Here is a 26,920-nt window from a genome sequence, read left to right as displayed (position 1 = left end):
GTCGACTTTGGAACAAGCGTAGCCGCGCTTTGATAAGAGAACCAATATATGAATTCCAAGAAGCCGATAGGTTTTATCTTTATTTGTTTCAGGAACCAAAGAGCAATGGAAAGCATCAGAGCGCCAAGCCCCTGAAACAAAAAAACCGGGCACAGGGCCCGGTTCTTTCTACAACGTGACGCTTACTCGGCAGCTTCTACCGAGCCAGCGACCGGACGGTCAACCAGCTCGACATAAGCCATCGGGGCGTTGTCGCCAGCGCGGAAGCCGCACTTGAGGATGCGCAGGTAGCCGCCGTTACGGGTGGCGTAGCGCTTGCCCAGATCGTTGAACAGCTTGCCGACGATGGCTTTCGAGCGAGTGCGGTCGAAGGCCAGACGACGGTTGGCAACGCTGTCTTCCTTGGCCAGGGTGATCAGCGGCTCGGCAACGCGACGCAGTTCCTTGGCTTTCGGCAGGGTAGTTTTGATCAGCTCGTGCTCGAACAGCGAGACCGCCATGTTCTGGAACATGGCCTTGCGGTGAGCGCTGGTGCGGCTGAGGTGACGGCCACTTTTACGATGACGCATGGTTCAATTCCTTACCAAACTTGTTCGTTCGGTGATGATGACGATCAGGCAGTCGCCTTGTCGTCTTTCTTCAGACTTGCCGGCGGCCAGTTATCGAGGCGCATACCGAGGGACAGACCACGAGAAGCCAGAACGTCCTTGATTTCGGTCAGGGACTTCTTGCCCAGGTTCGGAGTCTTCAACAGCTCTACTTCGGTGCGCTGGATCAGATCGCCGATGTAGTAGATGTTCTCCGCCTTGAGGCAGTTGGCCGAACGCACGGTCAGTTCCAGATCGTCGACAGGGCGCAGCAGGATCGGATCGATTTCGTCTTCCTGCTCGACCACCACCGGCTCGCTATCACCCTTGAGGTCGACGAACGCGGCCAACTGCTGCTGCAGGATGGTCGCGGCACGACGAATGGCCTCTTCAGGGTCGAGGGTGCCGTTGGTTTCCAGATCGAGAACCAGCTTGTCCAGGTTGGTACGCTGCTCGACACGGGCGTTTTCCACCACGTAAGCAACACGGCGAACGGGGCTGAACGAAGCGTCGAGCTGCAAGCGACCAATGCTGCGGCTTTCGTCTTCGTCGCTCTGACGCGCATCGGCCGGCTCGTAACCGCGGCCACGGGCCACGGTGAGCTTCATGTTCAGCGCGCCGTTGTCGGCCAGGTTGGCGATGACGTGGTCGCCGTTGACGATTTCGACATCGTGATCCAGCTGAATATCGGCAGCGGTAACGACGCCCGGGCCCTTCTTGGACAGAGACAGGGTCACTTCGTCACGGCCGTGCAGCTTGATGGCCAGACCTTTCAGGTTCAGGAGGATCTCGATGACATCTTCCTGCACACCTTCGATCGCGGAGTACTCGTGGAGTACGCCATCGATCTCGGCCTCGACCACTGCACAGCCAGGCATGGAGGACAACAGGATGCGACGCAGCGCGTTGCCCAGGGTATGGCCAAAGCCACGCTCGAGAGGCTCGAGGGTGATCTTGGCGCGGGTCGGACTGACCTCCTGCACATCGATGTGGCGGGGGGTCAGGAACTCATTTACCGAAATCTGCATGGATGCACCTATTTTCTAGCCCTTACTTGGAGTAGAGCTCGACAATCAGGCTCTCGTTGATGTCAGCGGACAGATCGCTACGAGCCGGGACGTTCTTGAACACACCCGACTTCTTCTCGGCGTCTACTTCTACCCACTCAACACGGCCGCGTTGGGCGCAGAGCTCGAGAGCCTGAGCGATGCGCAGCTGGTTGCGCGACTTCTCGCGAACAGCAACGACGTCGCCAGCCTTAACCTGGTAGGACGGTACGTTTACGGTCTTACCGTTGACGCTGATCGCTTTGTGCGAAACTAGCTGACGGGACTCGGCACGAGTGGCGCCAAAACCCATACGGTAAACCACGTTATCCAGACGGCACTCCAGCAGTTGCAGCAGGTTTTCGCCGGTGGCGCCCTTCTGGCTGGCAGCTTGCTTGTAGTAACCACTGAACTGACGCTCCAGCACGCCGTAGATACGACGGACTTTCTGCTTCTCACGGAGCTGGGTGCCGTAGTCGGATTGACGACCGCGACGCTGACCGTGGATGCCGGGAGCGGATTCGATATTGCATTTGGATTCCAGCGCGCGAACACCGCTCTTCAGGAAGAGATCGGTGCCTTCACGGCGAGACAGTTTGCACTTGGGACCAATGTAACGAGCCATTTCTCACTGTCTCCTGTTTACACGCGACGCTTCTTCGGCGGACGGCACCCGTTGTGCGGGATGGGCGTCACGTCGGTGATGCTGGCGATTTTGTAGCCGCAGGCGTTCAGAGCACGCACAGCGGATTCGCGACCCGGGCCAGGACCCTTGACGTTCACGTCGAGGTTCTTCAGGCCATACTCCAGAGCGGCCTGACCGGCACGCTCGGCGGCGATCTGGGCAGCGAACGGAGTGGACTTACGCGAGCCGCGGAAACCCGAACCACCAGAGGTAGCCCAGGACAGGGCGTTACCCTGACGGTCGGTAATGGTCACGATGGTGTTGTTGAAAGACGCGTGGATGTGGGCGATGCCATCGACCACCGTCTTTTTGACTTTTTTACGAGTACGAGCAGCAGGTTTTGCCATGACTAAATTCCTGTCGATTCGCGAATGCGATTACTTGCGGATCGGCTTACGCGGGCCCTTACGGGTGCGAGCGTTGGTCTTGGTGCGCTGACCGCGAACCGGCAGACCTTTACGATGACGCAGGCCGCGGTAGCAACCCAGATCCATCAAGCGCTTGATCTTCATATTCACTTCACGACGCAGGTCGCCTTCGGTATTCACCTTGGCTACTTCGCCACGCAGTTGCTCGATCTGCTCGTCAGTCAGATCCTTGATTTTCGCAGCCGGATTTACGCCGGTAGCGGCACAGATTTTCTGTGCAGTGGTGCGACCAACACCATAGATGTAGGTCAGCGAGATAACAGTGTGCTTGTTATCCGGAATGTTAACGCCTGCAATACGGGCCATTCAGTGGAACTCCAATTGACAGCTACCTACGCCCCGGAAGCCAAGAAATAGGGCGCGAGATATTAACGCTGTAAAAACAAATAATCAACCCGGCAGCGCACTAGCTGCCGGGCTTATCACGCGTGGTTCACACTCAGCCTTGGCGCTGCTTGTGACGCGGCTCTGCGCTGCAGATCACCCGCACGACACCTTCGCGACGGATAATTTTGCAGTTACGGCACAGCTTTTTCACCGATGCACGAACTTTCATTACCAACTCCTCGAACCTTACGGGTGGATCAGCGGAGCATGCCGCTGCCATAACCCTTCAGGTTGGCTTTCTTCATCAGGGAATCGTACTGGTGAGACACGAGGTGAGATTGCACTTGGGACATGAAGTCCATGACAACCACCACCACGATCAGCAACGAGGTCCCGCCAAGGTAGAACGGAACGTTGGCCGCTACCACCAGGAACTGGGGCAACAGGCACACGGCCGTCATGTACAGAGCACCGAACATGGTCAAACGGGTCAGAACGCCATCGATATAGCGCGCCGACTGCTCGCCCGGACGGATACCCGGAATAAAGGCACCGGACTTCTTCAGGTTTTCCGCTACGTCTTTCGGGTTGAACATCAGCGCCGTGTAGAAGAAGCAGAAGAAAATGATCCCTGCACTAAACAGCAAGATGTTCAACGGCTGACCGGGAGCGATCGCCTGCGCAATGTCCTGCAACCAGCCCAGACCTTCGGACTGACCGAACCAGGAACCCAGCGAGGCCGGGAACAGCAGAAGGCTGCTGGCGAAGATGGCAGGAATGACGCCGGCCATGTTCACCTTCAACGGCAGGTGGCTGGTCTGCGCAGCGAAGACCTTGCGGCCCTGCTGACGCTTGGCGTAGTGCACCGCGATGCGACGCTGACCACGCTCGATGAACACCACGAAACCGATGATCGCCACTGCCAGCAGAGCGATGGCAACCAGGGCGAAGATGTTGATATCGCCCTGACGCGCAGACTCGAAAGACTGCCCGATCGCTCTCGGCAGACCGGCCACGATGCCAGCGAAGATCAGCATCGAGATACCGTTGCCGACACCGCGCTCGGTGATCTGCTCGCCCAGCCACATCATGAACATCGCGCCCGCCACGAAAGTGGTGACCGCCACGAAGTGGAAACCGAAACCGACCGAGAACGCGACGCCCTGACTGGCCAGCCCCACGGACATGCCGGTGGCCTGTACCAATGCCAGGACGAGAGTGCCGTAGCGGGTGTACTGGCTGATCTTGCGACGGCCAGCTTCACCTTCCTTCTTCAACTGCTCCAGCTGCGGGCTGACGGCGGTCATCAGCTGCATGATGATCGAAGCCGAGATGTACGGCATGATCCCCAGTGCAAAGATGCTCATCCGCTCCAGCGCGCCGCCGGAAAACATGTTGAACAAGCTAAGAATGGTCCCCTCATTCTGGCGGAACAAGTCCGCCAGGCGGTCCGGGTTAATGCCGGGCACCGGGATGTGCGCGCCTATCCGATAGACGATGATCGCCAGGAACAGAAAACGCAGACGAGCCCAGAGTTCGGACAACCCGCCACCTGCCAACGCAGAGAGAGCACCTTGCTTAGCCATTTAGTCCTCGAACTTACCGCCAGCTGCTTCGATAGCCGCACGCGCACCTTTGGTGGCAGCGATACCTTTCAGGGTGACCGCACGGGTAACCTCGCCGGACAGCATGACTTTCACACGCTGTACGTGATGGCCAACCAGATTGGCATCCTTCAGAGCCTGCAGAGTGACGACACCTTCGACCTTGTTCAGCTCGGAGGTACGCACTTCGGCGCGATCCATAGCCTTCAGGGAAACGAAGCCGAACTTCGGCAGACGGCGGTGCAACGGCTGTTGACCACCCTCGAAGCCCGGAGCGATGGAACCACCGGAGCGGGAGGTTTGACCCTTGTGGCCACGGCCACCGGTCTTGCCCAGACCGCTACCGATGCCACGGCCCGGACGGTGCTTTTCGCGACGGGCACCCGGCGCGGAACGCAGATCGTTCAGTTGCATGATTAACCCTCCACCTTCAGCAGGTAGTAAGCCTTGTTGATCATGCCGCGGTTTTCAGGAGTGTCCTGAACTTCGACGGTGTGACCAATGCGACGCAGGCCCAGGCCCTTGACGCAAGCTTTGTGATTGGCCAGACGGCCATTGGTGCTCTTGATCAGAGTCACTTTGACGGTGTTAGCCATGGTTAGAGAATCTCCTCGACGCTCTTGCCACGCTTGGCCGCAACGGACGCAGGGGATTGCATGGCCTTCAGACCTTCGAAAGTGGCATGCACCACGTTCACCGGGTTGGTGGAGCCGTAGCACTTGGCCAGAACGTTCTGTACGCCAGCCACTTCCAGCACGGCACGCATGGCGCCGCCGGCGATGATGCCGGTACCTTCGGATGCCGGCTGCATGTACACCTTGGAGGCGCCATGAGCGGACTTGACCGGGTACTGCAGGGTGGTGCCGTTCAGATCCACCTGGATCATGTTGCGACGCGCAGCTTCCATCGCCTTCTGGATGGCAGCCGGTACTTCACGGGACTTGCCACGGCCGAAACCGACGCGACCCTTGCCATCACCTACCACGGTCAGCGCGGTGAAGGTGAAGATACGGCCGCCTTTAACGGTCTTGGCAACGCGGTTCACCTGAACCAGCTTCTCGATGTAGCCTTCGTCGCGCTTTTGGTCGTTATTTGCCATAACTTAGAACTCCAGCCCGCCTTCACGAGCAGCATCGGCCAGCGCCTTGACGCGACCGTGGTACTTGAAGCCAGAACGGTCGAATGCAACCTGGGTCACACCAGCGGCTTTCGCACGCTCGGCTACCAGCTGACCAACTTTCTTGGCGGCGTCGACGTTGCCAGTGGCGCCGTCGCGCAGTGCTTTGTCCAAAGTCGAGGCACTGGCCAGGACCTTGCTGCCGTCGGCCGAGATGACCTGGGCATAGATGTGCTGCGAGGAGCGGTACACGCACAGACGCACGGCTTCGAGCTCGTGCATTTTCAGGCGTGCTTTGCGAGCGCGACGCAGACGAGTAACTTTTTTCTCGTTCATATCTCAGCCCCTTACTTCTTCTTGGCTTCTTTACGACGGACGACTTCATCCGCGTAACGAACACCCTTGCCCTTGTACGGCTCAGGACGACGGAAATCACGGATTTCCGCAGCTACCTGACCCACCAGCTGCTTGTCGATACCCTTGATCAGGATCTCGGTCTGGTTCGGGGTTTCGGCCACGACGCCTGCCGGCAGTTCGTAGTCGATCGGGTGGGAGAAGCCCAGAGCGAGGTTCAGCACCTGACCTTTGGCCTGAGCTTTGTAGCCCACGCCGACCAGTTGCAGCTTACGCTCGAAGCCTTGGCTGACACCGATGACCATGTTGTTGACCAGGGCACGAGTAGTACCGGCCATGGCGCGGTTCTGCTGGTCGCCATTACGAGCGGCGAAACGCAGCTCGGAGCCTTCCTGGATCACTTCCACGGACGAGTGAACGTTCAGTTCCAGAGCGCCCTTGGCACCCTTGACCGAAAGCTGCTGACCGGCGAGTTTGACCTCGACACCGGCAGGCAGCACGACGGGGTTCTTAGCAACGCGAGACATGCTTATCCCCCCTTAGAACACGGTGCAGAGCACTTCGCCGCCGACACCGGCAGCGCGCGCAGCGCGATCCGTCATCACACCTTTGTTGGTGGAGACGATGGAAACACCGAGACCGCCGCGTACCTTCGGCAGGTCATCGACGGATTTGTATTGACGAAGGCCGGGACGGCTCACGCGCTTGACTTCCTCGATGACCGGACGGCCCTCGAAGTACTTCAGCTCGATGGACAACTGCGGCTTGGCTTCGCCATTGACTTCGTAACCCGCAATGTAACCTTCGTCCTTCAGAACCTTGGCTACAGCCACCTTCAGAGTGGAAGACGGCATGCTTACGACGGACTTTTCAGCCATCTGGGCATTACGGATACGAGTTAGCATGTCCGCTAACGGGTCCTGCATACTCATGGGCTAGACGCTCCTGATACAAAAAGAACAGCCAGAAGGCTGTGGGATCATCCAAAAGCTCGGCACGCAAATACCAGGCTCAGGAGAGCCGGACATTCTAGAGACCGATCAAAAATGAATCAAGCCCCAAAAGGGGCTTGTTCACATAAAGACAAAGCCGGCACTAGGCCGGCTTCGCTTTTTTACTACGCCTTACCAGCTGGCTTTCACCAGGCCCGGTACGTCACCGCGCATGGCGGCTTCGCGCAGCTTGTTACGCGACAGACCGAACTTGCGGTAAACGCCGTGCGGACGGCCGGTGATGCGGCAGCGGTTACGCAGGCGCGAGGCGCTGGCGTCACGCGGCTGCTTCTGCAGGGCGACCTGGGCTTCCCAACGAGCTTCCGGAGTGGAGTTCGGGTTGGCGATGATCGCTTTCAGCTCGGCACGCTTCTTGGCGTACTTGGCAACCGTCTGCTGACGCTTCAGCTCGCGGTTCTTCATGCTTGTCTTGGCCATTTGTCCAGACTCCGATCAGTTGCGGAACGGGAAGTTGAAAGCACGCAGCAGAGCGCGGCCTTCATCATCGTTACGGGCAGTGGTAGTCAGGGTGATGTCCAGACCACGCAGCGCATCGATCTTGTCGTAATCGATTTCCGGGAAGATGATCTGCTCTTTCACGCCCATGCTGTAGTTGCCACGGCCGTCGAAGGACTTGGCATTCAGGCCGCGGAAGTCACGCACGCGCGGCAGGGAGATGGACAGCAGACGATCCAGGAACTCGTACATACGCTCGCGACGCAGAGTGACCTTGACGCCAATCGGCCAGCCCTCACGAACCTTGAAACCTGCGATCGACTTGCGGGCATGAGTCACGACGACTTTCTGACCGGTGATCTTCTCGAGGTCGGCAACGGCGTTCTCGATGACTTTCTTGTCACCGATCGCTTCGCCCAGGCCCATGTTCAGGGTGATTTTGGTGATGCGCGGAACTTCCATCACGTTCGCCAGCTTCAGTTCTTCCTTCAGCTTGGGCGCGATTTCCTTCCGGTAAATCTCTTTCAGTCGTGCCATGGTGTTCTACCTATGATTCTCAAGCGCCAACCGGCTTCTGGGTGGACTTGAAGACACGAATTTTCTTGCCGTCTTCAACCTTGAAGCCAACGCGATCAGCCTTGTTGGTTTCAGAGTTGAAGATGGCAACGTTGGAAGCGTGCAGTGGCGCTTCTTTCTCGACGATACCGCCCTGAACGCCCGACATCGGGTTCGGCTTGGTATGACGCTTCACCAGGTTGATGCCACCAACGACCAGACGGTCGTCAGCGAGAACCTTGAGCACCTTACCGCGCTTACCTTTGTCTTTGCCGGCGATCACGATGATCTCGTCGTCACGACGAATCTTTTGCATGTCGGATCTCCTTAAAGCACTTCAGGGGCGAGCGAGACGATCTTCATGAACTTCTCGGAACGCAGTTCACGGGTCACTGGCCCGAAAATACGGGTACCGATCGGCTCTTGCTTGTTGTTCAGCAGAACAGCAGCGTTGCCGTCGAAGCGGATGATCGAACCGTCGGCACGGCGAACGCCGTGACGGGTACGAACGACCACTGCGGTCATGACCTGACCTTTCTTCACCTTGCCGCGCGGAATTGCTTCCTTGACGGTGACCTTGATGATGTCGCCGATGCCGGCGTAGCGACGATGGGAGCCGCCCAGCACCTTGATGCACATCACACGACGTGCACCACTGTTGTCAGCCACATCGAGCATGGATTGAGTCTGAATCATAAAATTTCTCCGACCCCTAGCCCTTAGACTTCGACTGCGCGTTCAACGACTTCAACCAGGGCCCAGGACTTGGTCTTGGACTGCGGGCGGGTCTCACGGATGGAGACGAAATCGCCGATCTTGCACTGGTTGTTTTCGTCGTGAGCGTGCAGCTTGGTCGAACGCTTGACGTATTTACCGTAAATCGGGTGCTTGACGCGACGCTCGATCAGAACGGTGATGGTCTTGTCCATCTTGTCGCTGACAACACGGCCGGTCAGCGTACGGACTGTTTTTTCAACTTCGGCCATGATTACTTACCTGCCTGCTGGCTGAGGACAGTCTTGACGCGAGCGATGTCGCGCTTCACTTGCGAGAGCAGGTGAGTCTGCCCCAGTTGGCCAGTCGCCTTCTGCATACGCAGATTGAACTGGTCGCGCAGCAGGCCGAGCAGTTGCTCGTTCAGCTGTTGCGCGCTTTTTTCACGAAGTTCGGTCGCTTTCATCACATCACCGTCCGCTTAACAAAGGTGGTGGCGAGCGGCAGCTTTGCAGCAGCCAGGGCGAAAGCCTCGCGCGCCAACTCTTCGGATACGCCTTCGATCTCGTACAGGACCTTGCCCGGTTGGATCTGGGCTACCCAGTACTCGACGCCACCCTTACCTTTACCCATACGCACCTCGAGAGGCTTCTTGGTAACCGGCTTGTCCGGGAAGACGCGGATCCAGATCTTGCCGCCACGCTTAACGTGACGGGTCAGAGCACGACGAGCGGACTCGATCTGACGAGCGGTGAGACGACCGCGGGCAACGGACTTCAGCGCGAATTCGCCGAAGCTCACTTTGCTACCGCGCTGAGCCAGACCACGGTTGTGGCCGGTCATCTGCTTGCGGAACTTCGTACGCTTTGGTTGCAACATGATGCGTACTCCTTATTTCTTGGCAGCTTTACGAGGAGCGGGCGCTTGCGGCTTCAGCTCTTCAGTGCGGCCACCGATGACCTCACCCTTGAAGATCCAAACCTTGACGCCGATCACACCGTAGGTGGTGTGCGCTTCGTAGGTGGCGTAATCGATGTCGGCACGCAGGGTGTGCAGGGGCACACGACCTTCGCGATACCACTCGGTACGGGCGATTTCAGCGCCGCCGAGACGACCACTCACCTGGATCTTGATGCCCTTGGCACCAATGCGCATGGCGTTCTGTACAGCGCGCTTCATGGCGCGACGGAACATCACACGACGCTCCAGCTGCTGAGCTACGCTCTGCGCAACCAGCATACCGTCGAGCTCCGGCTTGCGGATCTCTTCGATATTGATGTGCACCGGCACACCCATTTGCTTGGTCAGGTCCTGACGCAGCTTCTCAACATCTTCACCTTTCTTGCCGATCACGATGCCGGGACGAGCGGTGTGGATGGTGATGCGTGCGGTTTGAGCCGGGCGAGCGATGTCGATACGGCTAACGGACGCGCTTTTTAGTTTGTCTTGCAGGTATGCACGAACCTTCAGGTCGGCATTCAGATAGTCGGCATAATTGCGACCGTCTGCGTACCAGACCGAGGTGTGATCCTTGACGATTCCCAGGCGGATGCCAACGGGATGTACTTTCTGACCCATCTGATCGACTCCGTTACTTGTCCGCAACCTTGACAGTGATATGGCAAGACCGCTTGACGATGCGATCAGCACGGCCTTTGGCACGCGGCATGATGCGCTTAAGCGAACGCCCTTCGTTGACGAAAACGGTGCTGACCTTCAGGTCATCAACGTCTGCGCCTTCGTTGTGCTCGGCGTTGGCCACGGCCGACTCCAGCACCTTCTTCATGATCTCGGCGGCTTTCTTGTTGCTGAAAGCCAGGAGGTTGAGCGCTTCGCCCACCTTCTTCCCGCGGATCTGGTCAGCGACCAAGCGGGCTTTCTGGGCGGAGATGCGAGCGCCCGACAACTTAGCGGCTACTTCAGTCATTTCCTAACCCCTTAGCGCTTGGCTTTTTTGTCTGCCACGTGACCACGGTAGGTACGAGTGGCAGCAAATTCGCCGAGTTTGTGGCCGACCATGTCTTCGTTCACGAGAACCGGGACATGTTGACGACCGTTATGCACAGCGATGGTCAGACCGACCATCTGCGGCAGGATCATGGAACGGCGCGACCAGGTTTTAACCGGCTTGCGATCGTTCTTTTCCACCGCCGCCTCGACCTTCTTCAGTAGGTGAAGATCGATAAAAGGACCTTTTTTCAGAGAACGTGGCACTGTCGTATCCCTCTATTTACTTGCGACGACGGACGATCATGTTGTCGGTGCGCTTGTTAGCACGGGTCTTCGCGCCCTTGGTCGGGAAGCCCCATGGCGACACCGGATGACGACCACCGGAGGTACGACCTTCACCACCACCGTGCGGGTGATCTACCGGGTTCATGGCAACACCACGAACGGTCGGACGAACGCCACGCCAGCGTTTGGCACCGGCTTTACCCAGCGAACGCAGGCTGTGCTCGGAGTTCGAGACTTCGCCCAGGGTCGCACGGCACTCGGCCAGGACTTTACGCATCTCGCCGGAGCGCAGACGCAGGGTCACATAAGCACCTTCACGAGCGATTAGCTGAGCGGAAGCTCCAGCGGAGCGAGCGATCTGAGCACCCTTGCCCGGCTTCAGCTCGATACCGTGAACGGTCGAACCCACCGGAATGTTGCGCAGCTGCAGGCTGTTGCCCGGCTTGATCGGGGCCATGATGCCCGCAACCAGTTGATCGCCAGCTACCACGCCTTTCGGGGCGATGATGTAGCGACGCTCACCGTCGGCGTACTTCAGCAGAGCGATGTGAGCAGTACGGTTCGGATCGTATTCCACGCGCTCGACGGTGGCAGGGATGCCATCCTTGTCGTTGCGACGGAAGTCGACCAGACGGTAATGCTGCTTGTGACCACCACCGATATGACGGGTGGTGATGCGGCCGTTGTTGTTACGACCACCGGATTTCGACTTCTTCGCCAGCAGCGGAGCATAAGGAGCGCCTTTGTGCAGCTCCTGATTGACCACCTTGACCACAAAACGGCGGCCAGCGGAAGTCGGTTTGCATTTAACGATTGCCATGATGCACCCCTTCCTTACTCAGCACTGCTGGTGAAATCGAGATCTTGGCCCGGCTGAAGGGAGATAACTGCCTTCTTCCAGTCGTTACGCTTGCCCAGACCGCGAGCGGTGCGCTTGCTCTTGCCCAGAACATTCTGGGTAGTAACGCGCTGAACCTTCACGTTGAACAGGCTTTCGACGGCCTTCTTGATTTCCAGCTTGGTCGCATCGGTAGCGACTTTGAAAACGAACTGACCTTGCTTGTCAGCCAGCGTCGTGGCCTTCTCGGAGACGTGCGGGCCAAGCAGCACTTTGAATACGCGTTCCTGGTTCATCCCAGCAGCTCCTCGAATTTCTTCACGGCCGAAACGGTGACCAGCACCTTTTCGTACGCGATCAGGCTGACCGGATCAGAACCCTGGACGTCACGTACGTCGACGTGCGGCAGGTTGCGGGCAGCCAGGTACAGGTTCTCGTCGACGGCATCGGAAACGATCAGCACGTCGTTCAGGCCCAGGCCGTTGAGCTTGCTCAGCAGCGCCTTGGTCTTCGGAGCCTCGACGGCGAAGTCTTCGACCACGACCAGACGATCGGTACGCACCAGCTCAGCAAGGATGGAGCGCAGGGCAGCGCGGTACATCTTCTTGTTCAGCTTTTGCTCGTGGTTGCGGGTGGACGCTGCGAAGGTCACACCACCGCCACGCCAGATCGGACCACGGGTGGTACCGGCACGGGCACGACCGGTGCCCTTCTGACGCCAGGGGCGCTTGCCGCCACCGGAAACGTCGGAACGGGACTTCTGGCCTTTGGTGCCCTGACGGCCGCCAGCCATGTAGGCTACGACTGCTTGGTGAACCAGGGTCTCATTGAACTCGCCACCGAAGGTCGCATCGGACACTTCGATCGCCTGAGCGCCATTTACATTCAATTGCATCTCAGATTCTCCCCTTACGCCTTGACAGCCGGACGAACGATAACGTCGCCGCCAGTAGCGCCAGGAACGGCACCCTTGACCAGCAGCAGGTTACGCTCGGCGTCTACGCGCACGACTTCCAGGGACTGAACGGTAACGCGCTCGGCACCCAGGTGACCGGACATCTTCTTGCCCTTGAATACGCGACCCGGGGTCTGGCACTGGCCAATGGAACCCGGAACACGGTGGGACACGGAGTTGCCGTGAGTGTTGTCTTGGCCGCGGAAGTTCCAACGCTTGATGGTACCGGCGAAGCCTTTACCTTTGGACTGACCAGTGACATCCACCAGTTGACCAGCTTGGAATATTTCAGCGTTGATCAGATCGCCAGCCTGGTAGTCGCCTTCTTCAAGACGGAACTCCATGACGGTACGACCTGCCGCGACGTTCGCCTTGGCGAAGTGACCGGCCTGAGCCTTGCTGACACGGGAGGCACGGCGCTCACCTACAGTGACCTGCACTGCGCGGTAGCCATCGGACTCCTCGTTTTTGAACTGGGTGACGCGATTCGGCTCGATCTCGATGACCGTGACCGGAATGGAGACACCTTCTTCGGTGAAAATGCGGGTCATGCCGCACTTACGACCGACTACACCAATAGTCATGTTATAAACCTCATGAGTGTACGGGGCTTTCACCCGCTATGGCCGCCCATTTCAGAGCGTTACACGACTAAAACCGCCAGGTTTTAGCCGAGGCTGATCTGCACTTCCACGCCTGCCGCAAGGTCGAGCTTCATCAGCGCGTCGACGGTTTTGTCCGTCGGCTGAACGATGTCCAGCACACGCTTATGAGTGCGGATTTCGTACTGATCGCGCGCGTCCTTGTTGACGTGCGGAGAGATCAGAACGGTGTACCGCTCCTTACGAGTAGGCAGAGGAATCGGACCACGCACCTGAGCACCAGTACGTTTCGCGGTTTCCACGATTTCCTGGGTAGATTGATCGATCAGGCGATGGTCAAAAGCCTTCAACCGAATACGGATTTGTTGGTTTTGCATTTTGACCTCAGATTCCAAGCTGCTAATTCCCACAGACGGACTACGCCCGCTCGAGGGAGGCGCAATTGTACGGATGCCCCCTGGGGGTGTCAACTTTTAACCAGCTCAATAAAAAAGGGCCCCGAAGGGCCCTTTCCTTACCGCGGATCGAGGAGATTATTCGACGATCTTGGCAACCACGCCGGCACCAACGGTACGACCACCTTCGCGAATCGCGAAGCGCAGGCCGTCTTCCATGGCGATCGGCTTGATCAGGGTGACAACCATCTTGATGTTGTCGCCCGGCATTACCATCTCAACGCCTTCCGGCAGTTCGCACGAACCGGTCACGTCAGTGGTACGGAAGTAGAACTGCGGACGGTAGCCCTTGAAGAACGGGGTGTGACGACCACCTTCTTCCTTGGACAGCACGTAAACCTCAGCCTCGAACTTGGTGTGCGGCTTGATGGTGCCCGGCTTGGCCAGTACCTGACCACGCTCGACTTCATCACGCTTGGTGCCGCGCAGCAGCACGCCGCAGTTCTCGCCAGCACGACCTTCGTCCAGCAGCTTGCGGAACATTTCCACGCCGGTGCAGGTGGTCTTGGTGGTCGGACGCAGACCGACGATCTCGATCTCTTCCTGAACCTTGACGATACCGCGCTCGACACGACCAGTTACCACGGTGCCGCGGCCGGAGATCGAGAACACGTCTTCGATCGGCATCAGGAACGGCTTGTCGATGGCACGAACCGGCTCAGGGATGTAGGTATCCAGAGTCTCGACCAGCTTCTTGACCGCAGTGGTGCCCAGCTCGTTGTCGTCTTCGCCATTCAGCGCCATCAGCGCGGAACCGATGATGATCGGAGTGTCGTCACCCGGGAAGTCATAGGTGCTCAGCAGGTCGCGAACTTCCATCTCGACCAGTTCCAGCAGCTCAGCGTCGTCAACCATATCAGCCTTGTTCAGGAACACGACGATGTACGGTACGCCTACCTGACGGGACAGCAGGATGTGCTCACGGGTTTGCGGCATGGGGCCGTCGGCAGCCGAGCAGACCAGGATCGCGCCGTCCATCTGGGCAGCACCGGTGATCATGTTCTTCACGTAGTCGGCGTGACCCGGGCAGTCAACGTGCGCGTAGTGACGAATGTTGGAGTCGTACTCTACGTGCGCGGTGTTGATGGTGATACCACGAGCTTTCTCTTCCGGAGCGCTGTCGATCTTGTCGAAGTCAACCTTGGCCGAACCGAAAACTTCGGAGCAGACGCGGGTCAGAGCAGCGGTCAGAGTGGTCTTACCGTGGTCAACGTGACCGATGGTGCCGACGTTGACGTGCGGTTTGTTACGTTCGAATTTTTCCTTAGCCACGACAGTAAACCTCTTACTTAAAGGGCGGGATTAGCCTTGTTTTTTAACCAGAGCTTCGACGATGTTCGACGGAGCTTCGGCGTATTTGGAGAATTCCATGGAGTAGCTGGCGCGACCCTGGGACATGGAACGGACGTCGGTAGCGTAACCAAACATCTCGCCCAGCGGAACTTCGGCACGGATAACCTTACCGGATACCGAATCTTCCATACCCTGGATCAGGCCACGACGACGGTTCAGGTCACCCATCACGTCACCCATGTAGTCCTCGGGAGTCACCACTTCCACCTTCATGATCGGCTCGAGCACCTTACCACCGCCCTTCTGGGCCAGTTGCTTGGTCGCCATGGAGGCAGCGATCTTGAACGCCATCTCGTTGGAGTCGACGTCGTGGTAGGAACCATCGAACACGGTCGCCTTCAGGCCGATCAGCGGATAGCCGGCAACGACGCCGTTCTTCATCTGCTCTTCGATACCTTTCTGGATGGCCGGGATGTATTCCTTCGGAACCACACCACCTACGACTTCGTTGGTGAACACCAGACCTTCGGTGATGTTGCCCTTGTCGTCCACGTCCGGAGTCGAGAAGCGGATCCAGCAATGACCGAACTGACCACGACCACCGGACTGACGAACGAACTTGCCTTCGATCTCGACATTGTCCTTGGAAATGGTTTCGCGGTAGGCCACCTGCGGCTTGCCAATGTTGGCCTCGACGCCGAACTCGCGCTTCATGCGGTCAACGAGGATGTCCAGGTGCAGCTCACCCATACCACCGATGATGGTCTGGCCGGACTCTTCGTCGGTCTTGACGCGGAAGGACGGGTCTTCCTGGGCCAGCTTGCCCAGCGCGATACCCATCTTCTCCTGGTCAGCCTTGGTCTTCGGCTCGACAGCCACGTGAATTACGGGCTCCGGGAAGTCCATACGCTCGAGAACGATCGGCTTGTCCGGATCGCACAGGGTGTCACCAGTGGTGACGTCCTTCATGCCGATCAGAGCAGCGATGTCGCCCGCGCGCACTTCCTTGATCTCGTCACGCTGGTTGGCGTGCATCTGCACCATACGACCAACGCGCTCTTTCTTGCCTTTCACGGAGTTGATGACCGACTGGCCGGACTCCAGAACGCCCGAGTAAACGCGAACGAAGGTCAGGGTACCGACGAAGGGGTCGGTCGCGATCTTGAACGCCAGCGCCGAGAACGGCTCGTTGTCGTCAGCATGACGCTCGTCCTTCGGTGCTTCGTCGCCAAGATCGATGTGATCCGGGTGGATACCCTGAATCGCAGGAATCTCGGTCGGCGCCGGCAGGAAGTCGATGACGGCATCGAGAACCAGAGGAACACCCTTGTTCTTGAACGAGGAACCGCAGACAGCCGGAACGATCTCGCTCGCCAGAGTACGGGCGCGCAGACCGGCCTTGATGTCCTCGGCAGAGAGGTCACCCTCTTCGAGGTACTTGTTCATCAGCTCTTCGTTGGCCTCGGCAGCCGCCTCGACCATGTTGGAACGCCATTCGTTGGCCAGGTCTACCAGCTCGGCAGGAATCTCTTCCTCACGGTAGGTAGTACCCTTGTCGTCATCGTTCCAGTAGATGGCCTTCATCTTGATCAGGTCGACCTGACCCTCGAAGTTATCCTCGGCACCGATGGCGATCTGGATCGGAACCGGGGTGTGACCCAGACGGTTCTTGATCTGACCGACGACACGCAGGAAGTTGGCACCAGCACGGTCCATCTTGTTCACGTAAACGATACGCGGAACACCGTACTTGTTGGCCTGACGCCATACGGTTTCGGACTGCGGCTCAACGCCCGAGGTACCGCAGAACACCACGACCGCGCCGTCGAGTACGCGCAGGGAGCGCTCTACTTCGATGGTGAAGTCGACGTGACCGGGGGTATCGATGACGTTTACGCGGTACTTGTCGTACTGGCGACGCGAACCTTCCCAGAAGGTGGTGATCGCAGCAGAAGTAATGGTGATACCACGCTCCTGCTCCTGAACCATCCAGTCGGTGGTCGCGGCGCCATCATGCACCTCGCCCATCTTGTGGCTCAGGCCTGTGTAGAACAGGATCCGCTCGGTAGTGGTGGTCTTGCCCGCATCGACGTGCGCGCAGATACCGATGTTACGGTAGCGGTTAATTGCTGTATTACGAGCCATAAAGCCCTCGCAAGGTTAGTGGAGCCGGAATTAGAAGCGGTAGTGCGAGAAAGCCTTGTTGGCCTCGGCCATACGGTGCACGTCTTCACGCTTCTTGACAGCAGCGCCTTTGCCTTCAGCAGCATCCAGCAGCTCACCAGCCAGGCGCAGAGCCATGGACTTCTCACCGCGCTTGCGCGCGAAGTCCACCAGCCAGCGCATGGCCAGAGCGTTACGACGGGACGGACGAACTTCGACCGGAACCTGGTAGGTAGCACCGCCTACACGGCGGGACTTGACTTCGACCAGCGGAGCGATGGCGTCGAGAGCTTTCTCGAAGATCTCCAGGGGATCGCTGTTCTTGCGCGCCTTGACAGTGTCCAGAGCACCGTAAACGATGCGCTCGGCCACGGCCTTCTTGCCGCTTTCCATCACGTGGTTCATGAATTTGGCGAGGATCTGGCTTCCGTATTTCGGATCGTCCAGGATCTCACGCTTTGCTGCTACACGACGTCTTGGCATTGATAAGCCCTCAAACGGTCTTCAGGTTAGCTCGGGACTCACAGCATCAGCCGGCCCGACCTTACTCTTATCGACTCAACTAGATAAAAAGGATCAAGCGGCCTTACTTCGGACGCTTGGTACCGTACTTAGAACGACCCTGCTTACGGTCTTTGACGCCGGAGGTATCCAGCGAACCACGCACGGTGTGGTAGCGCACACCCGGAAGGTCTTTTACACGACCGCCACGGATCAGCACGACGCTGTGCTCTTGCAGGTTGTGGCCTTCACCGCCGATGTACGAAGACACTTCGTAGCCGTTGGTCAGACGCACGCGGCACACTTTACGCAGTGCCGAGTTAGGTTTCTTCGGCGTGGTGGTGTACACGCGGGTGCACACGCCACGACGCTGCGGGCAGTTCTGCAGCGCAGGCACGTCGGATTTCTCGACGATACGCTTACGCGGCTGACGTACCAGCTGGTTGATAGTTGCCATCTACTAGCTCCACTGTTGTCTTTCGACGCTCACAAATAAAGATGGCAGAGCCAAACGCCCTGCCAAATTTAGGGGTGCATGAGTCTAAAGAGACGCACGCCCCCAGTCAAGGCAAAGCCCCGCTGACGCATCAGCGAGGCTTCGACTCAATTGCCGCTGGAGTTCAGCGCTTCGGTCAGTGCGGCTTCCACCTCACTGGCGCTGACACGTACCGGCTTGTCGGCATCACGCTTGCGCTTGCGCTCGCTGTGATAGGCCAGACCGGTACCGGCCGGGATCAGACGACCCACGACCACGTTCTCTTTCAGACCACGCAGGTAGTCGCGCTTGCCGGTAACCGCCGCCTCGGTAAGGACGCGGGTGGTTTCCTGGAAGGAGGCCGCCGAGATGAAGGACTCGGTGGACAGCGACGCCTTGGTGATACCCAGCAGTACACGGGTGTACTTGGCGACGAACTTGTCCTCTTCGGCCAGACGCTCGTTCTCGCCCAGCACCTGGGTGAGTTCCATCTGATCGCCCTTGATGAAGGACGAATCGCCGGCTTCGGTGATCTCGACCTTGCGCAGCATCTGACGCAGGATGGTCTCGATGTGCTTGTCGTTGATCTTCACGCCCTGCAGACGGTAAACGTCCTGGATCTCGTTGACGATGTACTTGGCCAGCGCGCTGACGCCCAACAGACGCAGGATGTCGTGCGGGTCGCTCGGACCGTCGGAGATCACCTCGCCCTTGTTCACCTGTTCGCCTTCAAACACGTTCAGGTGACGCCACTTCGGAATCAGCTCCTCATACGGATCGCTGCCATCGGTCGGGGTGATGACCAGACGGCGCTTGCCCTTGGTCTCTTTACCGAACGAGATGGTGCCGCTGATCTCCGCCAGGATCGACGCTTCCTTCGGACGACGCGCCTCGAACAGGTCGGCAACGCGCGGCAGACCACCGGTGATGTCGCGGGTCTTCGAGGTTTCCTGCGGGATACGGGCGATAACGTCACCCACTGCGATCTGCGCACCGTCGGCCACACCGACCAGAGCGTTGGCTGGCAGGAAGTACTGAGCGGGAACGTCGGTACCCGGCAGCAGCAGCTCCTTGCCATTGGCGTCGACCATCTTGATCGCCGGACGGATGTCCTTGCCGGAAGCCGGACGATCCTTCGGATCCATCACCTCGATGTTGGTCAGACCGGTCAGTTCGTCGGTCTGACGCTTGATGGTGATGCCCTCCTCCATGCCGACGAAGGTCACGATACCCTTCATTTCGGTCACGATCGGGTGGGTGTGCGGATCCCACTTGGCGACGATGGCGCCAGCATCGACCTTGTCGCCTTCCTTCACCGAAATCACGGCACCGTAAGGCAGCTTGTAGCGTTCACGCTCACGGCCGAATTCGTCGGCGATGGCCAGCTCACCGGAACGCGAGACGGCCACCAGGGCGCCGTCGGTACGTTCGACGTGCTTGAGGTTGTGCAGGCGCACCACGCCACCGTTCTTCACCTGCACGCTGTCGGCAGCTGAGGTACGGCTGGCGGCACCACCGATGTGGAAGGTACGCATGGTCAGCTGGGTACCCGGCTCACCGATGGACTGGGCAGCGATGACGCCGACCGCTTCACCGATGTTCACCTGGTGACCACGGGCCAGGTCGCGACCGTAGCACTTGGAGCAGATACCGTAGCGGGTTTCGCAGGTGATCGGCGAACGCACCACCACTTCGTCGACGCTGTTCAGCTCGATGAACTCGACCCACTTCTCGTCGATCAGGGTACCGGCCGGCACGATGATCTCATCGCTGCCAGGCTTGGGCACGTCACGGGCGATGACACGGCCCAGCACGCGCTCACCGAGCGGCTCGACCACGTCACCACCTTCGATGTGCGGGGTCATCAACAGACCCTGCTCGGTGCCGCAATCGATCTCGGTCACCACCAGGTCCTGGGCCACATCGACCAGACGACGAGTCAGGTAACCGGAGTTCGCGGTCTTCAGTGCGGTATCCGCCAGACCTTTACGCGCACCGTGAGTGGAGATGAAGTACTGCAGTACCGACAGACCTTCGCGGAAGTTCGCGGTGATCGGCGTTTCGATGATGGAGCCGTCCGGCTTGGCCATCAGACCACGCATACCGGCTAGCTGACGAATCTGGGCAGCGGAACCCCGCGCACCGGAGTCAGCCATCATGTACATGGAGTTGAAGGACTCCTGCTCGACGGTCTTGCCTTCGCGATCGACCACCGGCTCTTTCGAGAGGTTGGCCATCATCGCCTTGGACACTTCGTCGTTGGCCTTCGACCAGAGGTCGATCACCTTGTTGTACTTCTCGCCCTGGGTTACCAGGCCGGAGGCGTACTGCGATTCGATTTCCTTCACTTCTTCGGTGGCGGCATCGATGATGCGCGCCTTCTCGGCCGGGATGACGAAGTCATTCACGCCGATCGATACACCGGAGATGGTGGAGTAGGCGAAACCGGTGTACATCAACTGGTCGGCGAAGATGACGGTGTCCTTCAGACCCACGGTGCGGTAGCACTGGTTGATCAGCTTGGAGATCGCCTTCTTCTTCATCGACTGGTTGACCACGTCATAGGACAGGCCAGCCGGCACGATCTGGAACAGCAGCGCGCGGCCGACGGTGGTGTCGACGATACGGGTGTTCTTCACCAGGCTGCCGTCCTTCTGCTTGACGGTCTCGTTGATACGCACTTTCACGCGGGCGTGCAGGGACGCTTCGCCGGCGCGGAACACGCGGTCGACTTCCTGCAGGTCGGCGAAGACGCGGCCTTCACCCTTGGCGTTCACCGCTTCACGGGTCATGTAGTACAGACCCAGTACCACGTCCTGCGACGGCACGATGATCGGCTCGCCGTTGGCGGGCGAGAGGATGTTGTTGGTGGACATCATCAGCGCGCGTGCTTCGAGCTGGGCTTCCAGGGTCAGCGGCACGTGCACGGCCATCTGGTCACCGTCGAAGTCGGCGTTGTACGCGGCGCAGACCAGCGGGTGTAGCTGGATCGCTTTACCTTCGATCAGTACCGGCTCGAACGCCTGGATACCCAGACGGTGCAGGGTCGGTGCGCGGTTGAGCAGCACGGGGTGTTCGCGGATGACTTCGGCGAGAACGTCCCAGACCTCGGGCAGTTCACGCTCGACCATCTTCTTGGCCGCCTTGATGGTGGTGGCCAGGCCACGGGCTTCCAGCTTGCCGAAAATGAACGGCTTGAACAGCTCCAGGGCCATCTTCTTCGGCAGACCACACTGGTGCAGGCGCAGGGTCGGGCCCACGGTGATCACGGAACGACCAGAGTAGTCCACGCGCTTACCGAGCAGGTTCTGACGGAAGCGACCTTGCTTACCCTTGATCATGTCGGCCAGCGACTTCAGCGGACGCTTGTTGCTGCCGGTAATGGCGCGACCGCGACGGCCGTTGTCGAGCAGGGCGTCGACCGCTTCCTGCAGCATGCGCTTTTCGTTGCGCACGATGATGTCCGGCGCCGACAGATCGAGCAGGCGCTTGAGACGGTTGTTACGGTTGATCACGCGGCGATACAGATCGTTCAGATCCGAGGTCGCGAAGCGGCCACCGTCCAGCGGTACCAGCGGACGCAGATCCGGCGGCAGCACCGGCAGAACGGTCAGCACCATCCACTCCGGCAGGTTGCCGGAGTCCTTGAAGGCTTCCATCAGCTTCAGGCGCTTGGACAGCTTCTTGATCTTGGTTTCCGAGTTGGTCTGCGGAATCTCTTCACGCAGGCGGCTGATCTCGTGATCCAGATCGATGGCGTGCAGCAGCTCGCGAACGGCCTCGGCGCCCATGCGCGCGTCGAAGTCGTCACCGAACTCTTCGAGGGCCTCGAAGTACTGCTCGTCGTTCAGTAGCTGGCCTTTTTCCAGGGTGGTCATGCCCGGATCGATCACCACGTAGCTCTCGAAGTAGAGCACGCGCTCGATGTCACGCAGGGTCATGTCCATCAGCAGGCCGATACGGCTCGGCAGCGACTTGAGGAACCAGATGTGGGCGACCGGCGAGGCCAGTTCAATGTGCGCCATGCGCTCACGACGAACCTTGGCCAGGGCTACTTCAACGCCGCACTTCTCGCAGATCACGCCACGGTGCTTGAGGCGCTTGTACTTGCCGCACAGGCACTCGTAGTCCTTGACCGGGCCAAAGATCTTGGCGCAGAACAGACCATCGCGCTCGGGCTTGAAGGTACGGTAGTTGATGGTTTCCGGCTTCTTAACTTCACCGAACGACCACGAACGGATCATCTCGGGCGAGGCCAAGCCGATACGGATGGCGTCGAACTCTTCGACTTGACCCTGGTTTTTCAGCAAATTCAGTAGGTCTTTCAAGGCCTTTCCTCCTGGCGGAGCAGGTAGCGGGGGCTTCACCCCGCTACCGATTCACGTCGTGTTATTCGGTTTCCAGATCGATGTCGATGCCGAGCGAACGGATCTCTTTGATCAACACGTTGAAGGACTCGGGCATGCCCGGCTCCATGCGGTGATCGCCATCCACGATGTTCTTGTACATCTTGGTACGGCCGTTCACGTCGTCCGACTTCACGGTCAGCATTTCCTGCAGGGTGTAGGCGGCACCGTAGGCTTCCAGCGCCCAGACCTCCATCTCCCCGAAACGCTGACCACCGAACTGCGCCTTACCACCCAGCGGCTGCTGGGTAACCAGGCTGTAGGAACCAGTGGAACGCGCGTGCATCTTGTCGTCCACCAGGTGGTTCAGTTTGAGCATGTACATGTAACCGACGGTGGTCGGACGCTCGAACTGGTTGCCGGTACGGCCGTCGAACAGACGCATCTGGCCGCTCTCCGGCAGATCGGCCAGCTTGAGCATGGCCTTGATCTCGGTTTCCTTGGCACCGTCGAACACGGCAGTCGCCATCGGCACGCCACCCTTGAGGTTCTTCGCCAGCTCGAGGATCTCGTTATCGGAGAACTCTTCGAGGTTTTCCTGGCGACCACCAATCTCGTTGTAGATCTCGGTGAGGAACTTGCGCAGTTCGGCGACCTTGCGCTGCTCTTCGAGCATGCGGTTGATCTTCTCGCCCAGGCCCTTGGCCGCCAGGCCCAGGTGGGTTTCGAGGATCTGACCGACGTTCATACGCGAAGGTACGCCCAGCGGGTTCAGCACGATGTCCACCGGCGTACCGTTGGCGTCGTGCGGCATGTCTTCGACCGGCATGATCACCGAGACCACACCCTTGTTACCGTGACGACCGGCCATCTTGTCACCCGGCTGGATGCGACGGCGGATGGCCAGGTAGACCTTGACGATCTTCAGCACGCCCGGCGCCAGGTCATCGCCCTGCTGCAGCTTGCGCTTCTTGTCCTCGAACTTGTCGTCGAGCATCTGACGACGGTCGGAGATGTAGGCCTGGGCCTTCTCCAACTGCTCGTTCAGGGCATCGTCGGCCATGCGCAGCTTGAACCACTGACCACGCTCGAGACCATCGAGGATCTCGTCGGTGATCACAGTGCCTTTCTTCAGGCCAGCGCCGCCTTCGGCAGTGGCGCCCACCAGAGCGGAACGCAGACGCTCGAAGGTGGCGCCTTCGACGATACGGAACTCTTCGTTCAGATCCTTGCGGATCTCGTCCAGTTGCTGTTTCTCGATGGCCAGGGCACGGCTGTCGCGCTCCACGCCGTCACGGGTGAAGACCTGCACGTCGATGACGGTGCCCTTGGTGCCGGTCGGCACACGCAGGGAGGTGTCCTTAACGTCGGACGCCTTTTCACCGAAGATCGCACGCAGCAGTTTTTCTTCCGGGGTTAGCTGAGTCTCGCCTTTCGGGGTGACCTTGCCCACCAGGATGTCGCCCGGGCCAACTTCGGCGCCGACGTAGACGATACCGGCTTCGTCCAGCTTGTTCAGAGCCGCTTCACCCACGTTCGGGATATCCGAGGAGATTTCCTCTGGGCCGAGCTTGGTGTCACGCGCCACACAGGTCAGTTCCTGAATGTGGATGGTGGTGAAGCGATCTTCCTGCACCACGCGCTCGGACAGGCAGATGGAGTCCTCGAAGTTGAAGCCGTTCCAAGGCATGAACGCGACGCGCATGTTCTGACCCAGGGCCAGTTCACCCATGTCGGTGGAGGGGCCGTCGGCCATGATGTCGCCACGCGCCACCTGATCACCCTTGTTCACCAGCGGGCGCTGGTTGATGCAGGTGTTCTGGTTGGAGCGGGTGTACTTGGTCAGGTTGTAGATATCGACACCGGCTTCGCCAGTCTCGACTTCGTCGTCATTGACGCGCACCACGATGCGGCTGGCGTCGACCGAGTCGATCACACCACCACGACGAGCCACGACGCAGACACCGGAGTCACGGGCAACGTTGCGCTCCATGCCGGTACCCACCAGCGGCTTGTCAGCACGCAGGGTCGGCACGGCCTGACGCTGCATGTTCGAGCCCATCAGTGCACGGTTGGCGTCGTCGTGCTCGAGGAACGGAATCAGCGAGGCGGCAACCGAGACTACCTGCTTGGGCGATACGTCCATCAGGGTGACGTCTTCCGGCGCCTTCACGGTGAATTCGTTCAGGTGACGCACGGCCACCAGCTCGTCGACCAGCTCACCCTTGTCGTTCAGGGTGGCGGACGCCTGGGCGATCACGTGATCGGCCTCTTCGATGGCGGACAGGAACACGATCTCGTCGGTGACCTTGCCAGCCTTGACCACACGGTACGGGCTTTCCAGGAAGCCGTACTGGTTGGTGCGGGCGTAGGCCGCCAGGGAGTTGATCAGACCGATGTTCGGACCTTCAGGGGTTTCGATCGGGCACACGCGACCGTAATGGGTCGGGTGTACGTCGCGAACCTCGAAGCCGGCGCGCTCACGGGTCAGACCACCTGGGCCGAGCGCGGAAACGCGGCGCTTGTGGGTGATCTCGGAGAGCGGGTTGTTCTGGTCCATGAACTGCGAAAGCTGGCTGGAACCGAAGAACTCCTTCACCGCCGCCGCAACCGGCTTGGCGTTGATCAGATCCTGCGGCATCAGGCCTTCGCTTTCGGCCATCGACAGACGTTCCTTGACCGCACGCTCAACACGTACCAGGCCAACGCGGAACTGGTTCTCGGCCATCTCGCCGACGCAACGCACGCGACGGTTACCCAGGTGGTCGATGTCGTCGACGATGCCCTTGCCGTTACGGATGTCGACCAGGGTCTTGAGCACGGCAACGATGTCTTCACGCGACAGAACGCCCGGCCCTTCGATCTCGGTGCGACCGATACGACGGTTGAACTTCATGCGGCCCACGGCGGACAGGTCGTAACGCTCGGAGCTGAAGAACAGGTTGTTGAACAGGGTCTCGGCGGCATCCTTGGTTGGCGGCTCGCCAGGACGCATCATGCGGTAGATCTCGACCAGCGCTTCCAGTTGGTTGGTGGTGCTGTCGATCTTCAGGGTATCGCTGATGAACGGGCCGCAGTCGATGTCGTTGGTGTACAGCGTCTCGAAGCGCACCACGTTGGCCTTGGCCATCTTGGCCAGCAGGTCGGCGGTCAGCTCGGTGTTGCACTCGGCGATGATCTCGCCGGTAGCCGGGTGCACGATGGCCTTGGCCGTGGTACGACCAATGACGTACTCGATCGGGACGTCCAGCTCCTTGATGCCAGCCTTGTCTAGCTGGTTGATGTGGCGAGCCGTGATACGACGGCCCTGCTCGACGATCACCTTGCCGCTGGCATCCTTGATGTCCTGCACGGCGATTTCACCACGCAGACGCTGCGGCACCAGCTCCAGGCTCAGGCCTTCGCTCTTAACGTGGTAGACGTTGGTGTCATAGAAGGCATCGAGCACCTCTTCGGTGCTGTAGCCCAGCGCGCGCAGCAGGACGGACGCCGGCAGCTTGCGGCGACGGTCGATACGCACGAACACGGCGTCCTTCGGGTCGAACTCGAAGTCCAGCCAGGAGCCACGGTAAGGAATGATGCGCGCGGAGTACAGCAGCTTGCCCGAGCTGTGGGTCTTGCCACGGTCATGGTCGAAGAATACACCCGGCGAACGGTGTAGCTGGGACACGATCACGCGCTCGGTACCGTTGATGACGAAGGTACCGTTCTCGGTCATGAGCGGAATTTCGCCCATGTACACTTCCTGCTCTTTGATGTCCTTGATCGCTTTGTTCGACGATTCTTTGTCGAAAATGATCAGGCGCACTTTCACGCGCAGCGGCACGGCGAAGGTCACGCCACGCAGGACGCATTCCTTGACGTCGAACGCCGGCTCGCCCAGGCGATAGCCGACGTACTCCAGGGCGGCGTTGCCGGAGTAGCTGATGATCGGGAATACCGATTTGAAGGCCGCATGCAGGCCGATGTCACGGAACTGTTCCTTGCTCACCCCTTGCTGCAGGAATTCGCGGTACGAATCCAGCTGGATGGCCAGGAGGTAAGGCACATCCATGACATCCGGCAACTTGCTAAAGTCCTTGCGGATACGTTTTTTCTCAGTGTATGAGTAAGCCATCAGCGTTCCCCAGCTTGGTCACCTGCTTGTTTGGCCAGCGCCGGCGGCGATGACCAGAAAATCGTGCAAACCCTC

The 26,920-nt window shown here is 59.3% G+C and carries 34 protein-coding genes; all 34 read right to left on the bottom strand.

Annotated features, from left to right (window positions below; all coding sequences use genetic code 11):
* Positions 1 to 182: 182 nt before the first annotated feature.
* Complete coding sequence (rplQ, locus tag OU800_RS03430) at positions 183 to 569, bottom strand: 50S ribosomal protein L17 (protein WP_037055738.1); 387 nt, start codon at positions 567 to 569, stop codon at positions 183 to 185.
* 44 nt (positions 570 to 613) lie between these two features.
* Complete coding sequence (locus OU800_RS03425) at positions 614 to 1,615, bottom strand: DNA-directed RNA polymerase subunit alpha (protein ID WP_268181178.1); 1,002 nt, start codon at positions 1,613 to 1,615, stop codon at positions 614 to 616.
* Positions 1,616 to 1,637: 22 nt separating this feature from the next.
* Positions 1,638 to 2,258: a 30S ribosomal protein S4 gene (gene rpsD, locus OU800_RS03420; RefSeq protein WP_268181176.1), complete on the bottom strand. Its 621-nt coding sequence runs from the start codon at positions 2,256 to 2,258 to the stop codon at positions 1,638 to 1,640.
* 17 nt (positions 2,259 to 2,275) lie between these two features.
* Positions 2,276 to 2,665, bottom strand: coding sequence for a 30S ribosomal protein S11 (gene rpsK / locus OU800_RS03415; RefSeq protein ID WP_003243933.1), 390 nt, complete (start codon positions 2,663 to 2,665; stop codon positions 2,276 to 2,278).
* 30 nt (positions 2,666 to 2,695) lie between these two features.
* Positions 2,696 to 3,052 (bottom strand): 30S ribosomal protein S13, encoded by a 357-nt coding sequence (gene rpsM / locus OU800_RS03410; RefSeq protein WP_012019780.1) that lies wholly within the window; start codon positions 3,050 to 3,052, stop codon positions 2,696 to 2,698.
* Between the two features lie 133 nt (positions 3,053 to 3,185).
* Positions 3,186 to 3,302 (bottom strand): 50S ribosomal protein L36, encoded by a 117-nt coding sequence (gene rpmJ / locus OU800_RS03405; protein WP_002555468.1) that lies wholly within the window; start codon positions 3,300 to 3,302, stop codon positions 3,186 to 3,188.
* A 28-nt stretch (positions 3,303 to 3,330) separates the two neighbouring features.
* A complete protein-coding gene (gene secY, locus OU800_RS03400; RefSeq protein WP_268181174.1) occupies positions 3,331 to 4,659 on the bottom strand; it encodes a preprotein translocase subunit SecY in 1,329 nt (442 codons plus the stop codon).
* Entirely contained in the window at positions 4,660 to 5,091 is a 432-nt protein-coding gene (gene rplO / locus OU800_RS03395) for a 50S ribosomal protein L15 (RefSeq protein ID WP_017675610.1), read from the bottom strand.
* A 2-nt stretch (positions 5,092 to 5,093) separates the two neighbouring features.
* A complete protein-coding gene (gene rpmD, locus OU800_RS03390) occupies positions 5,094 to 5,273 on the bottom strand; it encodes a 50S ribosomal protein L30 (protein WP_159973761.1) in 180 nt (59 codons plus the stop codon).
* Positions 5,274 to 5,275: 2 nt separating this feature from the next.
* Positions 5,276 to 5,776, bottom strand: a complete 501-nt coding sequence (gene rpsE / locus OU800_RS03385; protein ID WP_268181171.1) for a 30S ribosomal protein S5 — start codon at positions 5,774 to 5,776, stop codon at positions 5,276 to 5,278.
* A gap of 3 nt (positions 5,777 to 5,779) precedes the next feature.
* A complete protein-coding gene (gene rplR, locus OU800_RS03380) occupies positions 5,780 to 6,130 on the bottom strand; it encodes a 50S ribosomal protein L18 (RefSeq protein WP_268181169.1) in 351 nt (116 codons plus the stop codon).
* 11 nt (positions 6,131 to 6,141) lie between these two features.
* Complete coding sequence (rplF, locus tag OU800_RS03375) at positions 6,142 to 6,675, bottom strand: 50S ribosomal protein L6 (protein ID WP_021444325.1); 534 nt, start codon at positions 6,673 to 6,675, stop codon at positions 6,142 to 6,144.
* 12 nt (positions 6,676 to 6,687) lie between these two features.
* Positions 6,688 to 7,080, bottom strand: coding sequence for a 30S ribosomal protein S8 (rpsH, locus tag OU800_RS03370; RefSeq protein WP_003243915.1), 393 nt, complete (start codon positions 7,078 to 7,080; stop codon positions 6,688 to 6,690).
* 192 nt (positions 7,081 to 7,272) lie between these two features.
* The gene (gene rpsN, locus OU800_RS03365; protein ID WP_003243912.1) at positions 7,273 to 7,578 is read right to left on the bottom strand and encodes a 30S ribosomal protein S14; all 306 of its coding nucleotides are present in this window, start codon (positions 7,576 to 7,578) and stop codon (positions 7,273 to 7,275) included.
* Positions 7,579 to 7,593: 15 nt separating this feature from the next.
* A complete protein-coding gene (gene rplE, locus OU800_RS03360) occupies positions 7,594 to 8,133 on the bottom strand; it encodes a 50S ribosomal protein L5 (protein ID WP_003243911.1) in 540 nt (179 codons plus the stop codon).
* 19 nt (positions 8,134 to 8,152) lie between these two features.
* Positions 8,153 to 8,467: a 50S ribosomal protein L24 gene (gene rplX, locus OU800_RS03355; protein ID WP_003463290.1), complete on the bottom strand. Its 315-nt coding sequence runs from the start codon at positions 8,465 to 8,467 to the stop codon at positions 8,153 to 8,155.
* 11 nt (positions 8,468 to 8,478) lie between these two features.
* Positions 8,479 to 8,847: a 50S ribosomal protein L14 gene (rplN, locus tag OU800_RS03350; RefSeq protein WP_003243907.1), complete on the bottom strand. Its 369-nt coding sequence runs from the start codon at positions 8,845 to 8,847 to the stop codon at positions 8,479 to 8,481.
* Positions 8,848 to 8,870: 23 nt separating this feature from the next.
* On the bottom strand, positions 8,871 to 9,137 hold the full coding sequence (gene rpsQ, locus OU800_RS03345) for a 30S ribosomal protein S17 (RefSeq protein WP_268181164.1): 267 nt from the start codon (positions 9,135 to 9,137) through the stop codon (positions 8,871 to 8,873).
* Positions 9,138 to 9,139: 2 nt separating this feature from the next.
* On the bottom strand, positions 9,140 to 9,331 hold the full coding sequence (rpmC, locus tag OU800_RS03340) for a 50S ribosomal protein L29 (RefSeq protein ID WP_268181162.1): 192 nt from the start codon (positions 9,329 to 9,331) through the stop codon (positions 9,140 to 9,142).
* Positions 9,331 to 9,744 (bottom strand): 50S ribosomal protein L16, encoded by a 414-nt coding sequence (gene rplP, locus OU800_RS03335; RefSeq protein ID WP_003243901.1) that lies wholly within the window; start codon positions 9,742 to 9,744, stop codon positions 9,331 to 9,333. The genes rpmC and rplP overlap by 1 nt, the downstream gene beginning before the upstream one ends.
* A 12-nt stretch (positions 9,745 to 9,756) precedes the next feature.
* Positions 9,757 to 10,443: a 30S ribosomal protein S3 gene (gene rpsC, locus OU800_RS03330; RefSeq protein ID WP_003243898.1), complete on the bottom strand. Its 687-nt coding sequence runs from the start codon at positions 10,441 to 10,443 to the stop codon at positions 9,757 to 9,759.
* A 13-nt stretch (positions 10,444 to 10,456) separates the two neighbouring features.
* Entirely contained in the window at positions 10,457 to 10,792 is a 336-nt protein-coding gene (rplV, locus tag OU800_RS03325; RefSeq protein WP_159973768.1) for a 50S ribosomal protein L22, read from the bottom strand.
* Positions 10,793 to 10,803: 11 nt separating this feature from the next.
* A complete protein-coding gene (gene rpsS / locus OU800_RS03320) occupies positions 10,804 to 11,079 on the bottom strand; it encodes a 30S ribosomal protein S19 (RefSeq protein ID WP_268181160.1) in 276 nt (91 codons plus the stop codon).
* 16 nt (positions 11,080 to 11,095) lie between these two features.
* The gene (gene rplB / locus OU800_RS03315; protein ID WP_268181158.1) at positions 11,096 to 11,920 is read right to left on the bottom strand and encodes a 50S ribosomal protein L2; all 825 of its coding nucleotides are present in this window, start codon (positions 11,918 to 11,920) and stop codon (positions 11,096 to 11,098) included.
* Positions 11,921 to 11,934: 14 nt separating this feature from the next.
* Positions 11,935 to 12,234 (bottom strand): 50S ribosomal protein L23, encoded by a 300-nt coding sequence (gene rplW, locus OU800_RS03310; protein ID WP_268181157.1) that lies wholly within the window; start codon positions 12,232 to 12,234, stop codon positions 11,935 to 11,937.
* Complete coding sequence (gene rplD / locus OU800_RS03305) at positions 12,231 to 12,833, bottom strand: 50S ribosomal protein L4 (protein WP_268181155.1); 603 nt, start codon at positions 12,831 to 12,833, stop codon at positions 12,231 to 12,233. Before rplD ends, rplW begins: the two co-directional genes overlap by 4 nt.
* 14 nt (positions 12,834 to 12,847) lie before the next feature.
* Positions 12,848 to 13,477 carry a 50S ribosomal protein L3 gene (gene rplC / locus OU800_RS03300; RefSeq protein WP_268181153.1) on the bottom strand — a complete coding sequence of 210 codons (630 nt, stop codon included), beginning with the start codon at positions 13,475 to 13,477 and terminating at the stop codon, positions 12,848 to 12,850.
* Between the two features lie 83 nt (positions 13,478 to 13,560).
* Positions 13,561 to 13,872, bottom strand: coding sequence for a 30S ribosomal protein S10 (gene rpsJ / locus OU800_RS03295; protein ID WP_003243886.1), 312 nt, complete (start codon positions 13,870 to 13,872; stop codon positions 13,561 to 13,563).
* Between the two features lie 156 nt (positions 13,873 to 14,028).
* Positions 14,029 to 15,222 carry an elongation factor Tu gene (gene tuf / locus OU800_RS03290; RefSeq protein ID WP_268181140.1) on the bottom strand — a complete coding sequence of 398 codons (1,194 nt, stop codon included), beginning with the start codon at positions 15,220 to 15,222 and terminating at the stop codon, positions 14,029 to 14,031.
* A 30-nt stretch (positions 15,223 to 15,252) separates the two neighbouring features.
* Positions 15,253 to 17,388 carry an elongation factor G gene (gene fusA, locus OU800_RS03285; protein ID WP_268181151.1) on the bottom strand — a complete coding sequence of 712 codons (2,136 nt, stop codon included), beginning with the start codon at positions 17,386 to 17,388 and terminating at the stop codon, positions 15,253 to 15,255.
* Between the two features lie 30 nt (positions 17,389 to 17,418).
* Complete coding sequence (rpsG, locus tag OU800_RS03280; RefSeq protein WP_009397350.1) at positions 17,419 to 17,889, bottom strand: 30S ribosomal protein S7; 471 nt, start codon at positions 17,887 to 17,889, stop codon at positions 17,419 to 17,421.
* Positions 17,890 to 17,992: 103 nt separating this feature from the next.
* Positions 17,993 to 18,364: a 30S ribosomal protein S12 gene (gene rpsL, locus OU800_RS03275; RefSeq protein WP_004373429.1), complete on the bottom strand. Its 372-nt coding sequence runs from the start codon at positions 18,362 to 18,364 to the stop codon at positions 17,993 to 17,995.
* A 146-nt stretch (positions 18,365 to 18,510) separates the two neighbouring features.
* On the bottom strand, positions 18,511 to 22,710 hold the full coding sequence (gene rpoC, locus OU800_RS03270; RefSeq protein WP_268181149.1) for a DNA-directed RNA polymerase subunit beta': 4,200 nt from the start codon (positions 22,708 to 22,710) through the stop codon (positions 18,511 to 18,513).
* A gap of 61 nt (positions 22,711 to 22,771) precedes the next feature.
* Positions 22,772 to 26,845, bottom strand: a complete 4,074-nt coding sequence (gene rpoB / locus OU800_RS03265) for a DNA-directed RNA polymerase subunit beta (protein WP_268181147.1) — start codon at positions 26,843 to 26,845, stop codon at positions 22,772 to 22,774.
* Positions 26,846 to 26,920: the final 75 nt, after the last annotated feature.

The organism is Pseudomonas sp. GOM7 (genome assembly GCF_026723825.1).
Lineage (GTDB): Bacteria > Pseudomonadota > Gammaproteobacteria > Pseudomonadales > Pseudomonadaceae > Aquipseudomonas.
The sequence above is the reverse complement of the archived record's forward strand: the minus strand, read 5'-3'. Positions and strand labels throughout refer to the sequence as shown.